The sequence below is a fragment of the Sunxiuqinia indica genome (assembly GCF_009847015.1).
Lineage (GTDB): Bacteria > Bacteroidota > Bacteroidia > Bacteroidales > Prolixibacteraceae > Sunxiuqinia > Sunxiuqinia indica.
On the sequence record NZ_WVEM01000002.1, the window covers coordinates 173584 to 189852 of the forward strand.

Annotated in this window: 13 protein-coding genes; 6 read left to right on the plus strand and 7 right to left on the minus strand. The window is 42.9% G+C overall.

All coding sequences use genetic code 11. From position 1 onward, the window contains the following. Positions 1-93 precede the first annotated feature (93 nt). Complete coding sequence (locus GR929_RS04030) at positions 94-1350, plus strand: spondin domain-containing protein (RefSeq protein WP_159517647.1); 1257 nt, start codon at positions 94-96, stop codon at positions 1348-1350. A 530-nt stretch (positions 1351-1880) separates the two neighbouring features. Continuing rightward, entirely contained in the window at positions 1881-2492 is a 612-nt protein-coding gene (locus GR929_RS04035; protein ID WP_159517648.1) for a hypothetical protein, read from the plus strand. A gap of 499 nt (positions 2493-2991) precedes the next feature. On the opposite strand, the gene GR929_RS04040 is transcribed toward GR929_RS04035, so the two are convergent. The 4 genes from GR929_RS04040 to GR929_RS04055 all read right to left on the minus strand — a co-directional run bounded on the left by GR929_RS04040 (position 2992) and on the right by GR929_RS04055 (position 8811). Then, entirely contained in the window at positions 2992-4359 is a 1368-nt protein-coding gene (locus tag GR929_RS04040; RefSeq protein ID WP_159517649.1) for a dipeptidase, read from the minus strand. An 89-nt stretch (positions 4360-4448) separates the two neighbouring features. Next, a complete protein-coding gene (gene yccS, locus GR929_RS04045) occupies positions 4449-6611 on the minus strand; it encodes a YccS family putative transporter (RefSeq protein WP_159517650.1) in 2163 nt (720 codons plus the stop codon). 171 nt (positions 6612-6782) lie between these two features. Next, positions 6783-8327 (minus strand): acyl-CoA dehydrogenase family protein, encoded by a 1545-nt coding sequence (locus tag GR929_RS04050; RefSeq protein WP_159517651.1) that lies wholly within the window; start codon positions 8325-8327, stop codon positions 6783-6785. Between the two features lie 136 nt (positions 8328-8463). After that, positions 8464-8811: a cupin domain-containing protein gene (locus GR929_RS04055; RefSeq protein ID WP_159517652.1), complete on the minus strand. Its 348-nt coding sequence runs from the start codon at positions 8809-8811 to the stop codon at positions 8464-8466. A 127-nt stretch (positions 8812-8938) separates the two neighbouring features. On the opposite strand from GR929_RS04055, the gene GR929_RS04060 reads away from it, so the two are divergent. Next, the gene (locus tag GR929_RS04060) at positions 8939-9748 is read left to right on the plus strand and encodes an SDR family oxidoreductase (RefSeq protein WP_159517653.1); all 810 of its coding nucleotides are present in this window, start codon (positions 8939-8941) and stop codon (positions 9746-9748) included. Positions 9749-9766: 18 nt separating this feature from the next. Beyond that, positions 9767-10978, plus strand: a complete 1212-nt coding sequence (gene uxuA / locus GR929_RS04065) for a mannonate dehydratase (RefSeq protein ID WP_159517654.1) — start codon at positions 9767-9769, stop codon at positions 10976-10978. A gap of 18 nt (positions 10979-10996) precedes the next feature. Here uxuA and GR929_RS04070 read toward each other — a convergent pair whose 3' ends face one another. Together GR929_RS04070 and GR929_RS04075 are read right to left on the minus strand one after the other, a co-directional pair. Further along, positions 10997-11476: a putative molybdenum carrier protein gene (locus GR929_RS04070; protein ID WP_159517655.1), complete on the minus strand. Its 480-nt coding sequence runs from the start codon at positions 11474-11476 to the stop codon at positions 10997-10999. A gap of 85 nt (positions 11477-11561) precedes the next feature. Continuing rightward, complete coding sequence (locus GR929_RS04075) at positions 11562-12566, minus strand: aldo/keto reductase (protein WP_159517656.1); 1005 nt, start codon at positions 12564-12566, stop codon at positions 11562-11564. A 208-nt stretch (positions 12567-12774) separates the two neighbouring features. Between GR929_RS04075 and GR929_RS04080 the strand changes: the two genes are divergently transcribed. After that, positions 12775-13494 carry a 3-keto-disaccharide hydrolase gene (locus tag GR929_RS04080; protein WP_159517657.1) on the plus strand — a complete coding sequence of 240 codons (720 nt, stop codon included), beginning with the start codon at positions 12775-12777 and terminating at the stop codon, positions 13492-13494. A 69-nt stretch (positions 13495-13563) separates the two neighbouring features. Further along, positions 13564-14001, plus strand: a complete 438-nt coding sequence (locus tag GR929_RS04085) for a DUF1801 domain-containing protein (protein WP_201300898.1) — start codon at positions 13564-13566, stop codon at positions 13999-14001. Between the two features lie 119 nt (positions 14002-14120). Here GR929_RS04085 and GR929_RS04090 read toward each other — a convergent pair whose 3' ends face one another. Continuing rightward, a complete protein-coding gene (locus tag GR929_RS04090) occupies positions 14121-16235 on the minus strand; it encodes a peptidylprolyl isomerase (protein ID WP_159517658.1) in 2115 nt (704 codons plus the stop codon). Positions 16236-16269: the final 34 nt, after the last annotated feature.

Here is a 16269-nt window from a genome sequence, read left to right on the forward strand (position 1 = left end):
ATTGATTCGTTATTAAAAGTTTAACGGCTCGTGACTTTTCTGTGATACTTAAGCCAGACCTTAGTGATAGATTAATTTTAAAAATTTATTGCTATGAAAGTTTTCAGATTAACATTGAGTTTGGCATTGGTCGGATTGTTATTCACGCAATGTCTTAAAAAAGATTTTCCACATGGTGGCGATCATCTCCCTGCGAAAATGTACACGGTAACAGTTGAAAATGTTTCTGCCAATTACATGTTCTTCGAGTCGGGTGTTTCAAGTATTCCGGAGGGAGCCAGTGAGGCAGGTCCCGCACATCCGGGAGAGTCATTCAAATTTTCGTTCCATGCCGGGTCAAATCATAAATTGTCTTTTGCAACCATGTATGGTTTTTCGAACGACGGATTTTATGCCCCCGATGGAATGGGAATTGACCTCTATAACAGTGGTAGCCCGGTAACTGGCGATATTACCTCGCAAGTGATGTTGTGGGATGCCGGAACACAAGTGAACCAGATGCCCGGTATGGACAATATGCATGATGGTACTGATGAAAATGGAGTCGTTCAGTTAATGTCGGCAGTGGGCGATGGCTATGATTACGGCATGGTTGGCACAAACCTGATGGTGACGCTGGATTATGACGGCAACAGTATGTTTACGGTAACCATCGACAATCTTCCTACTACAACAACGGGTATCTCACCGGTAACCTGGGTGGTGCACACCAGCGAAAACCCGCTCTTTGAAGCCGGAATGGCTGATTACGACAAAGGGCTTGAAGACCTTGCTGAAACAGGAAACGCATCGGTTTTAGGTGATTATCTTTCGATGAATAGCGGCTACGTTTCGCCAATCGCGCCTGTTTTATGGGTTATTCATGACAAAGACGACAGGCCTGTATTTACCGAAAACAACCCCGATTATGGCTGGGGACTGGAGCTGCTTGCTGAAACGGGAGATCCTTCAGAATTAAATACATCGTTGATGGATAATGGTTATACTTCGGGTGTTTCCAATATGCCTGATATTGCCGGTGGTGCAGGGCCAATATTTCCCGGTGATAAGTATACATTCACCATTGAAGCAAAGCCCAATAAATACCTGAGTATAGCCAGTATGTTGGGAAATTCGAATGACGAGTTTTTTGCTTTTGGCGACGATGGTATCAAACTAACTTTTGGCAATGCGGTAAAAGACATTACCAGCGAAGTAATGATTTGGGATGCTGGAACTGAGCCAAACGAGTATCCCGGCACGAAAACCTCTAACGAAGATGTTGAAGGAGGCACGGTGCGCATGCTTGATGATGGATTCCCCTGGCCCGAAGCGTCACAGGTAATTAAAGTAACCATACAGAAGAATTAGTGATGAAGTAAGGTGTGATCAGGGGATGATTCCTCAGAAACCCTTCAGCTCATCATCAGCTGAAGGGTTTTTTCGTGCTAAAAATTGAATCGTTGATTTTACGACTCCGCTTTTTTGTATCTAAATGTACTTGAAAACACTGATGCAAGTGGGGCGCAACATTCGGAATTACGCTTATTAACAGGCGAATGAGGACTGACCGTGGGCCTAATCGTTGCCAAATGACTGCTTGTTTCGGAGACTCCGGGCAGCACCAAAAAATGAACACTATAATTTAAGCACTGTTGTCCGGGAGAAATAAAAACTTGGGTGATGCGAGAAACGAATGAAAATAGAACAGTTGATATTCAATAAGGTGGAGTGATGAGCTAAAGCCCGGACGTTCTAAGGTTAGTATGCCAGATATGACGCGGGCTTTAGCCCATCATTTGAAATTTTAACCGGACTCTAATGTAATTTAAGATAGATTTGTAGTTTATTTGGTTGAAAGGTTGTAATTTGTATTCTACACCAGTAAAATTAGCGTAGTTATGAAATTCGAAGCAGATACCATCTACCATATTTTCAATCGGTCAAACGAACCCGTCTTTAAGTCCAGAACAAATTATCTTTTTTTCAAAGAACGACTGCGTGCATACGTACATCCGTGTTGTAACATTTTGGCATGGTGTTTAGTGCCAAATCATTTTCATCTTTTGGTGCAGCTAAAACCTGAAGGATTGTCGCTGAGAGTCAATAAAAATGGTCGATTGCAGCAGCAGCTGGCGGTTAATTTGCGACTAATGACCAGTTCGTACACTCGGGCCTATAATAAGGAAAACAGACAAACCGGCCGGTATTTTTCACAACCCACAAAAGCGAAAATATTAAATCACGAACGGGTAGCACCCCTCGACGATTTTGCAAATGTTGATTACATCACCACTTGCTTTTTATACATCCATCAAATTCCGGTAATTCATAATCTGGTCAGTCATCCTTCTAAATGGGAGATGTCTTCGTTTAATTCTTACATCCACGATACCGACGATGGCTTAGTGGATAAAGATATCGCGTTTCAATACATTAGTCTTGAACCCGAGGCGGTCGACGTTCAATCAACAAGTTATCTCGATGAGTCGATTTTGGATAATTTGTACTAGCCATTCATCAATTTCCTTGCTCTTTCGAAACTTGTAAGCATAGTCTGATATTCGTTTCGAAACAAGTCAGCTGGTTTATGATTGCGCAGCTTTCCATGTCCGGTAATGGCATAAAAAACAAGGAAGAACAAACGAACTGCCCCCTTATTGAAAAACTTTCCGGGCAGACGTACTCAACTGGAAGATCCTTTTTCTTCTGAACCGATAGCGGCTATGTTTACTCAAAACGGATACTAATCGATATTTTTCTGACCACTTTTCGCCTGCTGCGGTCCACTTTTTATTTGGTTTGAGCCGTAACCAGTTTTTTTTTGACCAAAGACATGTTTTTTACCTAGGTTTACCCTATAAAGTGCATCGTAGTTCGTTTAGAATGCATTCCAAACAAGTTAAAGTCCACTTGAAACAGGTTTTGGTTCACATTAAACAGGTGCTAGCCCACATTAAACCACACACGCTCTCAAAAGGTATCGAGAGGAAGGGCAGGAAATGACAAGGCTTATTTTTTCTCGGCAAAGTACTTATAAAACAATGGGATGGTGGTAATGCCTTTGTAGAATTGTTCCAGTGGGAAATTCTCGTTTGGCGAGTGAATGGCATCCGATTCCAGTCCAAAGCCCATTAAAATTGTTTTAATACCCAGCACCTGTTCAAAGGTCGAAATAATTGGAATAGAACCACCGCTGCGAACCGGGACGGGGCGTTGTCCGAATACATCGATGTAGGCTTTTTCAGCAGCCTGATAGGCAGGTAAATCGATTGGGCAAACATATCCCTGGCCGCCATGCAGCGAAGTTACGTTCACTTTAACCGACTTTGGAGCAATGCTTTCGAAGTGGGCTTTAAACTGCTCGGCAATTTTTTCATGATCCTGATTGGGAACCAAACGAGTGCTAATTTTAGCAAAGGCTTTTGATGGTAAAACAGTTTTGGCTCCTTCGCCCGAGTAACCGCCCCAAATGCCACACACATCAAACGATGGGCGAATGCCGGTGCGCTCGATCGTGGAATAGCCTTTTTCACCGGCCAGTTCATCAACCGATAAGGCTTTTTTATAACTTTCCAGATCAAAAGGTGTTTTTGCCAGTAAGGCCCGTTCTTCAGTGGAAACTTCCAATACATCGTCGTAAAAACCGGGAATGGTGATATGGTCATTATCGTCGGTCATTTGTGCAATTAACTTAGCCAATGTATTGATGGGGTTGGCAACAGCACCACCATACAATCCTGAATGCAGATCGCGGTTGGGGCCGGTCACTTCCACCTGCCAATAGGCTAGTCCGCGCAGGCCGGTAGTAATGGCAGGTTTGCCGGGTGCCAGCATGGTGGTGTCGGAAACCAAAATAACATCAGCACTCAGCATTTCTTTATTTTCTTCGCACCACTTACCCAAATTGGGAGAGCCAATTTCTTCCTCTCCTTCAATCATAAATTTGACATTGCAGGGCAGGGTGTTGGTCTTTACCATCAGCTCAAAAGCTTTGGCGTGCATCATGCCCTGGCCTTTGTCGTCGTCGGCACCACGCGCCCATATTTTACCATCGCGTACTTCCGGTTCAAAAGCCGGTGACTTCCATAGTTCCAGGGGCTCAGCAGGCATCACATCCATGTGGCTATACACCAATACGGTAGGCTTTGCAGGATCAATGATTTTCTCGGCATAAGTAACCGGATTGCCATTGGTCTCAAAAACCTGTGCTTGATCGGCTCCCGAACTGAGAAGCAGTTCTTTCCAATATTCAGCAGCCTTGTACATGTCGGGTTTGTGGGCTTCAATTGAGCTGACCGAAGGAATTCGAATCAAGCCAAATAGTTCATCTAAAAAGCGATCTTTATTATTTTCAATGTATGTTTCAATATGTTTCATTGTTGTAAATTTTGTTGTTTGCACTCGATTAGTAAAGATAAGGCATTCCCATTACATCGAATACGAGAAAACTCATGGATTTGCCTTTGTTATTTTTGATGAATGGCCAATACGTTTGCCCGTTTTAAAATGTGGGCTGTAACATCGGCAATGTTGAATAGCAAGTTAAATTGTTGCAGCGCTTCTCCTTGTTCGGTATTGTTTAAATGCTCTTTAATTTCATGCATCAGGTTGTCAATGTGTTTGTCTCTCACGCCGTTTTGTACTTGCATTGAATTGGTAACTTCCTGCAAAGCAGCCAGCACATCTTTAGCAATCGATAACAGCTCGATTGTAGTTAGCTGCTGCTGCTGACGATGTGCCCCAAGTGCCGACAAATAGGACAATAGCGCATGGTTGAGGTAGGTGAGGGTAAAGGCCTGCTTGCGAAAATGCTGTCGGTTTTTGGGCTCCATTTGCATGCCTTGCCAGGCTAATACCAGGGCGTTGTCGGCTCGGTGTGCCTGTCGGCGTGCTACCCGGTAATCAAAATCATCGTCGGTCGATTCGTGTTCATATTCATTGATGATAGCTTGAAAGTAGGCCGTGTTTTTACTCAGCGCCTCTTTAATGAGACCGGGCAGACGTTTGTATTGCCAGTCGGGCCAAAGCAACCGCACACTAATAATAGCCAACACCGAACCAATTACGGTATCAACCAAACGTGGAACCATGATGGCTACCCCTTCATCAGTAATCAGGCTAAAAGCACTGAGCACAAAAATGGTAATGAAAATAACAGAGATTGAGTAGTTCCGACGCAGCCAAAACAGAAAGGTAAAAGCTGATGCCAGCATGAGCACCAGCTGTCCGGCACTGGTCGGGAATAGTTGAACAATCAGCACGCCTGCAATAACTCCGGTGAGAGTTCCCAAAACGCGTTGTAGCAGGCGTCGGCGGGTTTCGCTGTAACTGGGTTGGCAAACAAATAAACTGGTGAGGATGATCCACTCTCCCCTTGCAATTTGAAATCCTTCGGAAATCGCAAATCCAACTAGGAAACACAAACTAAGCCGAATGGCATACCGCAGCCGCGGATGATTCCAGTTTAGCTGAGCTTTCAGTCGTTCGCCAATTGTTCGTTCATCTTTGGCCAGGCGTGGCGTTAAGCTTCGTTGCTGATCTTCGTTTAAATTGACCAGTGATTGATGCGATCGGTTCAGGTTATTGATGAGTGGCGCCAACGGATGTGTCGCTTTATTTTCAGCTTTCTCGAACTGGTCTTTCAAGGCATTTACCATCCAGGCTAACGAAACAGGATGCCGATAAGGCGTTCCGGCCAGCAGGCTATTGGCAAATTGTTTGATGGCCAATGATAGCTGCAGAAGCGTTTGCCCAATCCCTTCCAGTAGCTCTTTATTTTCCGGGTCGTCACTCAGCAAATCGTAGCGCTCGTGGCTGGAAGCAGCTCGTTCGTGCAAGCTTTGCAAAAGCATGAAATAGCGCATGTATGGTTTCAATGGCTCCTCATCCTTCACCGCATCGCCATAACTATTCAGTACGTCTTTACATCGATCGAGCGCGGCAACTAATTGCACGTTTTGAAGTGCCAACTGATTTCGTAATTGTCCCTGACGCGTTTTGTCACTTGGAAATAGTTTCGCTTTTTCTTCGAGGTAAGTTGCTAAGGCCAGGTAACCTCGGGCTAACTGTTCTTCCAGTAATCGCCACGGATGATAAAAAAGCAATACGAGCGAAAGCAATCCATAGAACAGGGCTCCGGCCGAAAGTAAAATAGGTTGCAAGTACCAACCGGGGCTATTGTCGATACCCTGCATGGTGTAAATGCCAACGAGTATCGCACCAAAAGTAACTCCCCGGTATCGCTCACTCAATCCACCAATGAGGATAAAACCGATGGTGGAAATCGCAAGTCCGAAGCCTAAAATAATTGGGTAAGGATTTAATAGGGCGACAGCAAAACTGGAGAATCCGAAGCTTACGACTTTTAGTGCCAGCGATTTGATCCTTCCCCGGGGATGATCGTCGGTTTCGGAAAGGGCACCGGCTAAAGCTCCCAAAGCCAGAGTAATGCCAATAACCGATTTCCCTGCAACGACAAAAGGAACAGCCAGCAAAACAATAGCAAAGGTCGCTTTGGCAGCCATCAACCGATCCGGATTGCTCCAAAAAGCCTGTCGGAATGTTTCAAACCACGCTTGCTTTCGCAAGGGATTAATGAAGACCGATAGCCATTGATTTTTCTCACTCATGCTTTACTTCAATTTTCAGTGTCGCTTGTAATTGAAACAAAATTAATAAATCATTGCTCATTCCGTGGCAACTGAATGACCTCAGGTAAACTCACGGATATAAAAAAAAGATATCAATCATGAGGATTGATATCTTTCGTCTAAAAGTGAAACGTGTTATAACTATATTTTTCAGATTGAAAATTTGAGCCAGGAACTGTCATCCTGGTAATCTTCAATAACCAAGTCAAGTGTTTTTGATTTGAATTTGCTCATGGTTTGTGTAATTTCCTGCTGAAGCATGTTTACTCCACCTTCAATCAGGTCGTTGCGAAATCCTTCGTCGGCCAATTTGTGTACCATGTCCATTGAAATAACACGACCAATAACCTGCCCCAGTTCTACCATTTTGCGTTGAGGTAGTTGCAGATTCAAGTCAAAGTTGAAAAGCTCTTTCAATTGGTCGGCTGAGCGACTGGTTAATTCATATCCTTTCAGAAAATTGAACAAGTTCGTTTCTTTCAGCTTGCGCATTTGCTTTACAATTCCTTCTGAAATCTGAGCATAAAGAATATCATTCGATCCCTCAAAAATCTGGAAAGGACGGCTGTCAACAATTCCGCGTCCTCCAAGATGGCTTAGCTTGTATGCTTTTGCGCCAACCAATTGGGTGAGCGATTGAGCTGCTTCTTGCATCAGGTCGGTAATTACCGATTTAACAGCGTTTGCTTCAATGCCGATTCCTGTCAGATCGTTTTCAACACCGGCCTTTTTCGCACTGTTTGAGCACATGGCCGAGCAAACCGTAAATGAGGCTTGTATTTTCGATAAACGCTCCTGAACCTGATCGTAGTTTAATAAGCTTTTCCCTCCAACTAATCGTTGTTTGCAATGGTTGATCGCTTCATCCATAATACGATGAATAAAACCCATAGCCATTCCGGGAAACTGCATGCGTGAACGATGCAGTAAATCCAACATCATTTTAACCCCCGTTGAATGAGGTTGCAGACGATGTGTTTTTGGAATTTTTACATCGATATGATTTCGTCCGTAGGGAATCTGATACAATCCAAGGTTGTCAAAAAACTCTTCAACCTGAATGCCCTGATTGGGTTGGGTTACATCACAAATAAAGAAGTCGATGTCGCGCTTCAGATCACCTTTTTCCGTTTTTTGTCTGGCGGTGAGCAGCCAATAGTCAGCCCATCCGGTTAATCCGGCCCAGTGTTTTTTTCCACTCAGCTGGAAATAGTCTTCTTCTTCGGTACACGATGTTTGCATGTTCAGGGCATCGCTGCCGTAATCAGGCTCGGTAATCATCAGTCCACCCATGTTTCGCTGTTCCAAAAAGCGTTTGAAAACCGAAGCTTTAGCCTCTTCCTGTGCGTACTTTCCAACGGGCTGTAAAAACAGGGCTGAATTAATTCCAAAAGTCAGCGACAGAGCCAGCGATTCGTACGACGCAGCTTCAAGCAGTGCAATGTTTTCGCGCATGATGGCACCACGACCACCATATTCCTTCGGAATTCCGATCGATAACGGATTACATTCCATGATTTCGCGAAGCACAAAAGGAGGCAATCCCCGTTGTTGGCTGTATTTGTCAATATCACCTCGCTGGTGATAGACTTGTTTCATTTTGTCTTTAAGCTTTGCTAAAAATTGTTGGATTGGCTCCTGGGTAGTTGAATTCCTTTCCGAGGAAGTTTTTTTCATCTCAATAGTCTCATTCATTCTCATACATTTATAAAATGGGCATATTTCAACCCCATAACTGAACAAAACACCTTGAAAGATAGATTGTTCTTACGAAGGTGAATTTAGAATGGTGTTTATTATGTCTTGCACGTAAGTTTGAAAGAAGATTCACTTAACTGACTTGACTGTTTAGGTGGTATAATTTTCGGTATTGGCTGGGCGAAAATGATTTCAAGCTTTTGAAACAGTAATTGAAATCTTTATACTGCGGATCATTTCGATGAAATAATTCATTATTTTTCCAAAAGTGGGGCACGTTTGACCCCAACAAAACCAGATCGCCCGCTTCAAAATTTTCCACACTGTTACCAATAAACCGGGTTCCGAAACTTTCAATTACATACACTAGTTGATATTCAGGATGAAAATGCCATGGAAAAGTGAAATGTGGAAAATCGTCCCACTTTACTTTTAAGGAGCTTTCATTCTTAATATTCAGCTGCTCATGCATGATTTTCATTAATCCGCGATTTGATTGCTCTGCAAATATATTGTAAATTCATGCACAAATACGACTAGATGAAAGATGTAATTCATTCTATTTTTGAGGTAACATTTAGTCATTAATTAGCTATCAATCTTATACTATGAATAATTTTAATATTGAAGGACAAATAGCCATCGTTACTGGCGGTGGTGGCGTGTTAGGCGGGAGTATCGCTCAAAGCTTGTTGGAAGCAGGCGTAAAAGTGGCTATTCTTGGGCGAAATGAAGAACGGCTGAATAAGAAAGTAGAAGCGCTGAAATCTATTGGCGAAATTGAAGCTTTCCCTTGTGATGTGCTGGACGAAGAGCGACTGAAAGAAGTTCGCGATGAGATTCTTGATAAGTGGGGGGGGATTCATATTTTGATTAATGCCGCAGGGGGAAATATCCCGGGTGCCACATTAACCGAGGAGCAAACCATTTTTGATATGAAGTTGACTGACTACCGAAAGGTGACCGATGTAAATATGCATGGCACGGTAGTTCCAAGTTTGATTTTCGGGAAAGCGATGGCAAAAAACGGGAAAGGCAACATCATAAACGTTTCATCAATGGCCACTTATTCGGCTATTACACGGGTAATGGGATATTCTGTTGCTAAAACCGGGATCAATATTTTCACCCAATGGATGGCGATGGAAATGGCTCTTAAGTTTGGGGAGAAATTACGCGTGAATGCGATTGCTCCGGGTTTTTTTATCGGCGATCAGAATCGGGCAGTATTGATCAACCCGGATGGGAGCTACACCGAACGAAGCAAAAAAGTATTGGCTCGCACGCCGATGAAACGCTTTGGTAACATTAACGAATTAAACGGCATTGTTCAATTTCTATGCTCCGATGCTGCAAGTTTTATTACCGGAACAATTATCCCGGTTGATGGCGGTTTTAGTGCGTTCAGCGGTGTTTAGCTATTAAAGGATTAAGTTATGGGGCTTGAAAAAACGTGGCGTTGGTTTGGAGATAAAGATCGGGTGACACTTGCTGATCTGAAGCAAATGGGTATCGAGGGGGTGGTGACCGCTTTGCATCACATCCCGAATGGGGAAGTTTGGCCGGTTGAGGAGATCCGAAAGGTGAAAGGCCAGATTGAGCATTTTGATATGCGTTGGTCAGTGGTGGAGAGTTTGCCGGTTTCTGAAGGAATAAAAACGCATAATGCTGATTATCCCCGGCTGATTGAGAGTTACAAGCAATCGATTCGCAACCTTGGAGAGTGCGGCATTGATCGGGTTTGTTACAATTTTATGCCCGTGTTGGATTGGGCTCGTACCGACTTGCATTACAAATTAAAAAGTGGTGGCGAAGTTATGTTTTTCGACTTTCCAACTTTTGTGGCTTTCGATGCGTTTATCTTGAATCGGGAAGGAGCAGAAAAGGATTACCCGCCGGAGATTGTAAAAAAAGCAGCACAAAAAGCCCAGCAAATGAGCGACGAAGAAAAGGAAAAACTAGCTTACAATATTATTGTCGTTACGCAGGGCTTCATCAATGGTGCCGTTGATAGCTCGGCTCTGGATTTCAAACAGGCTTTTCTCGATTTAATTGATCACTACAAAGAGATTGATCACACCCAACTGCGGAAACATCTCTCCTTGTTTTTAAGAGATGTTATTCCGGTGGCCGAAGAGGCTGGAGTGAAGCTGTGCATTCATCCGGATGACCCGCCATTCTCGGTATTGGGGCTTCCACGGATTGTGAGTACGCAAGATGATTTGGAATGGATCTGTAATCAGGTTGACTCGATTTCAAACGGACTTACCTTTTGCACGGGATCGTTATCGGTGAATCGAAGAAATGATTTATCCGGGATTGTGAAAAAACTCGGTTCACGCATTCATTTTACCCACCTGCGCAACAATGTATTTTTACCTGATGGCTGCTTTCACGAATCAGGACATATTGAAGGTGATGTTGATCTTTTCCCGATTATGAAAGCGCTGTTGGAAGAACAGCAATCGAGAAAAGAGCGGGGACGAGAAGATATTCGAATCCCGGTTCGCCCGGATCATGGTATCAAAATGTTGGCTGACTATGAGGACGATGCTAACCCCGGCTACCCGTTAATTGGCCGTTTAAAAGGTTTGGCCGAACTGACCGGATTGGAATTGGGCATAGAACGTATGCTTGCCGAAAAATAGAACCGATAAGTCATGTAGCTAGATTGGACTGTTGATTTTTTGAATTAGCTTAGCTGTTATCAAGTAGCTCAGTTCGTGGGCTTTATCCCACATACTCGCCCGTGGCCCAGCAATATTTAAGGTTTCGACCTGATTGATTTTAAGAAAGTGAAAGAGCTGTTCCAAGGTTTCGTCAATGAGAAATGGCGAAACTTTGAAAAGGAAAATCGATTTGTTCTTTTCTAAGGCATAATTATAAGTTAGCAAGGTGCCACCACTTAATTTCCCCTCATAAACGATCAAAGTGGCATCAGATTCATTGATGTTTTTTCTGGTGCGATCATCATAACTGGTGCTCCAGATTTCCCGGAGCGGATAGGTTAAAGGGATTTCACCGTCTTCCGCCTTTCGGCCTGCAGGACACCAGCCTCCACAGGTGAAATTGGCGTTAAGACATGCATCTAATGCAGCCCGGTCTACTCCTGTTTGTCCTCCACTAATTATTTTGTTACAAATCATACCTAAATATAAGAACAGAGTGCTGTCCAGAATTTTTTTAGCGATCGGTTTTTATTGACTTTTCTTGATGTTTATTGAGTGATCGTTATGATGGCTTTTGCTTGTAATGCTCGTAGATTCCTTCCATCGCTTTTGACCTCACTCGCTCAACAAGTTCGAGCCGGTCAGCTTCTGATAGTTTGACGAATGATTTAGCCAATTCGATTTTTTCCTGCATGTACTCTACATTTTCGGCTCCGGTAATCAAGGTGCTGATTGGCAGAGACCAAGAGTAGTACAATGCTTCTTTTATGCTCATATAATTGGGGATGACAGGGTCTTTTGCTTTCCAGTTCGCGCGATCGAGTTCACCAAAAAAGCGACCGTCAGCCAGCGTTTTCATGGCCAATATGCCAATATTCCGCTCTAAAAGCTCGGGCATAACATTGTTTGCAAAGCTGAAGTATGATTGGTCCAATGCGTTCACAGGCATTTGAACGGTGTCGAAAGGATCGTTGTCGCGAGTCAGTTCCAACATTTTTTTATGGGCAAAAGGGTCTCGGTGTCCGGTAAATCCAACGTACTTTACTTTACCACTTTCTTTGGCTTTTTTCATAACCTCTAAAACTCCTTCGGCTAAGCGGTTTTCAACATCTTCGGGAGAGAAGATCGAATGGATTTGCCACAAGTCGAGGCGGTCGGTTTTCATTCGTCTTAACGAATCCTCCAGATGTTGCTGTGCATCTTTGGCATTTCGAGCCTGGGTTTTTGTCATCAGAAAAATATGATCCCGATATTTTGGAGTCAGGTATTTCCCGTAGCGTTCTTCACTAACGGCAGGTCCATACTGTTCCGCTGTATCAAAAAAACGAACCCCACCTCCAATTGCTGTTTCTATCACAGCCTGAGCATCGCGTTCACTGGTCCAGCCAATATGATATCCGCCAACGCCCAACATTGTCACATATTCATTTGTTTTGCCCAGCCGGCGCAGCGGAAGTAACTCTCCCAGCTTATCGCTTTCGTTATTTTGGGCACTGAGTATGGAAGGAACCGATAAGGCGGCAGTCATGGCTGCCAGATTTTTGAGGAATTCGCGCCTGTGTGTCATATCATTTAGATTTTTATTAGTTAGACAAAGCGAAGTTCGCTTTTGTTCAGTTCATTACAAAGCATGGTTGGCTGAAATGTCTGATGGGATTTTGGTGTGGATTTTGCAATTTGGATAGCCGACTAGAAAATATTTGCATTTCATCAATGAAAATTAGAACTTTAGACGGCGATTTAAAAGTGAAATCTAACTACAACCAAGTTTGTTTATGAATCGGAAACTGATTATAATTATTTTAGTTCTCCTATACTCGTTATATGCCTCTGCGCAAGATGATTTTGTTTCTCTCTTTAACGGGGAAAATCTGGATGGTTGGGTTGAAAAGAAAACCCCACGCGACCGGAATTACATTTTCTTTCGGGTGATCGACGGAACAATCATGGCTAATTCTTTGAATAATCCGGAGCACAATCCTGCTTGGTTATATTCCGAAAAGGAATATGGCGATTTTGAGTTGAAGTTTAAATTTAGGGCATTTAAAACCAGCTCGGGTAATAGCGGTTTGCAAGTGCGGTCTCGATATGATGATGAAGAACATTGGATGCATGGGCCTCAAATCGATATTCACTCACCTGCTCCGTGGCAAACAGGTATGGTTTGGGATGAAACAAAAGGCTATGAGCGATGGGTATATCCAAATCTTCCACGCAAGGCAAGTGTAAACGAGTCTATGCAAAAGAAGAACGTGATTTTTTATTATGCCGAAGAAACCAACCAGTGGAACGTAATGCGTGTGCGGTGTGAGGGAGCTTCGATCGAAGCCTGGTTAAATGGCATTAAGGTGACGAATTATAATGGGATCGGAATTCTAAATGATGTGAAGCATAAAAGCTTAAATGTGGGAATGCGTGGTCATATCGCAATCGAGATTCGTGAAAAAGATGCGTTGATCCTCCAGTTTAAAGAGATCTATATCAGGGAATTCTAATTTGACTGAATTCCATTATTATATGTTGAAGGTGATGATCGTTCAGCCAAAATACCAACAAACAATGAAGTGGGGCAGATAATAGCCTTGGCAGGAGTGATTAATCGCAATTCTTTCCACAAGATAAGTTTGGATGGCATGGTTCAGGATCTTGACAACTACTATTTGAATAAAGAAGAACCCAATAAAGGTTGTTTGCTCGCTTTGCGGCGCATTATTCTTGAACAGGACACCAAGCTGACCGAAACACGGAAGTATGGCATGCCTTGCTTCTGCTATAAGAAAAAGATGTTCTGCTATTTATGGACGGATAAAAAGACAGATGAGCCGTATATTTTATTTGTTGAAGGAAAATATCTCGATCATCCTCAACTAGAACGAGGAAACCGTTCTCGCATGAAAATCCTCAGAATTAATCCGAGTGTTGATCTCCCGATTCAAACAATTGAATTGCTATTGGATGAAGCATTGGGGTTATATCGAAATGGAACGATAAACGTTAAATAGGCTACGAAAGTTGGTCGCATGTAGACTTTAACGAGGGGTTTACCACAATCATTATTCAAAATAAGATACAAAAAAAGCAGGCCTTTTGAGCCTGCTTTTATATTTTGTGAGATCTTCTACTAATAGAATTTTGCTCTCTTGTCTTCAATTTCAACAGCATTTTTTTGTGCTTCGTAAGCTTGATAAGCTGCACGATAGCTCAATGCTTGATTCAGACGCTGTTGTTCTGCTTGAACGTTTTCATCTGAACCTTCTGTTTTCGAAATAACTTTTACCAGATAAACTCCACTATTTCCAACAACTGGACTTGATGTTTCATCCTGGCTTAAGGTTGTCATTGTTCCAATCACTGCCGGCTCTAGTCCGATTGACGGAATAGATGTTGAGTTAAACGTAATGCCATTAGCATCTTTCACTTCAGTATTTAATGCCGAAGCAGCTGCTTCAAAGTCTTTTCCATCGACGGCTTCAGTCATTTTTTTAGCAATTGCTTGCCCTTTGTTTTGCTTTTTAACAGCCAATTCAATACGAGGTTTCACTTCTTCAAAAGAAGCAATTCCTTCTTCGGTTGCACTTGCAACAGCTGCAATCACAAAGTTATCTCCTAGTTCAAAAATTGCTGAACCTTCCGCGTTGTGAAGGATGTCTTCAACATCAGCGTCGTATGCCGCGCGGATTAATGAGCGAGATTGCTCCAATCCTCTTACCTCACGGTCATTTTCGCCAAATGTTGCAATTTTCTTTGTTCGCTTCTCGTTTGCAATGGCTTCGTTAAATGAATCATAATCCTGATTTTCGGCAACAAACTTACTTGCCTTAGCATACTCGGTTTGGTATGTTTGCGTGCTTGGTTCAACATTACGGATTAAGGTAGCCAAACGGACCTGTTTAACTTCTTTCCCTTTTTTTGTTGGTTGAATCAGGTGAACACCAAATTGCGATGTAGTAGTGTAGAGTTCGTTTACCTCTCCGTTGAATGCTGCTTCCTCGAAAGGTTTTACCATTTGGCCTTTTTTGAACCATCCCAGATCTCCTCCTTTACGGGCAGACCCGGCATCTTCTGAGTATTCTTCGGCCAGTTTTGCAAAGCTGGCGCCGTCTTCAATTTCGCTTTTTAAGCTGTCAGCTAAAGCCATTGCGGCTTCATAACTTCCAACAGTTTCCGGCTTAATCAAAATATGGCGCGCTTCTACTGAATCGGGCAAATCTTTAAATTCGTCAATCTTAACTAATTTGTATGTATTACCTTCTTTGTAAGGCCCGTAAATATCACCTTCTTCTCCGTTGAATGCAAATTCAGCAAGGTTCACAGGAAGTTCACTTTCTTTTTGGTAGATGTTTTCAAAACGAACGTCTGAATTGACATTTACGTATTGGGCATTGTCAGCTACATTTGCAAACTCTGGTTTTACATCTTCCATCCACTTCAGCGTGTTGGCATCATCTGCTTCAGAAGCTTTAACATTGAACGTTACATATTCAATGGTACGACTTTCCTCTTGTTTGTAGTCGTCTTTGTGTTTGTTATAGTAATCTTTCAACTCACTTTCGGTTACAGAAACTGCGCTATCAGGCAAGTAGCTGAATGGTAAACGAATGTATTGCGCGTTTACGCTTTGATTCTTAGCTTCCAGACTATTTTTAGCTTCAACAGTTGTTGCGTTCAGTCCTTTCGCAACCAGATTGTTGTATTTGGTTTGAATCCGTTCTTCTTTAATTTGATCTTCAATATAAAGCCAGTAAGCTCTCTGCTGAGCAGTGGCATTGGTTTCCAATGATTTTAAGAATTGAAGAACTGCCGTTTTATCAACCTGCCCTGTTTGCGGGTTACGGAATAATTGCTGAATGATTGGATGAAGGTTAGCTCCCTGAACCATGTCGAAAAGCTCATCAGACGTTACGGTTAACCCGAGGTCTTCATAAACTTCACTCATAACAATCTCGCGAACTAAATTCTGCCAAGCTTGCTCGCGCACTTGTACCCACGTTTCGTCGTCGAGCTGTGTAGCCCCAGTGTTCATCTTGTAGATCTCCGCCATCTCTTCAATGCGTTTTTGGAAATCAGGGTACTGAACAGATTCTCCATTAATTTCGGCAACTTCTAATTGTTGAGGCCTTAATAATGAACTACCTGAGCGAAGCATATCGCCTAAAATGAAGGCAACTAGTGCTAGACCAATAATGATCGCAACCAGTAAGCCGGCACGATTTCTTATTCTCTGTAATGTAGCCATTGACTAATAATTATTGAATTATGATTTACTTAAA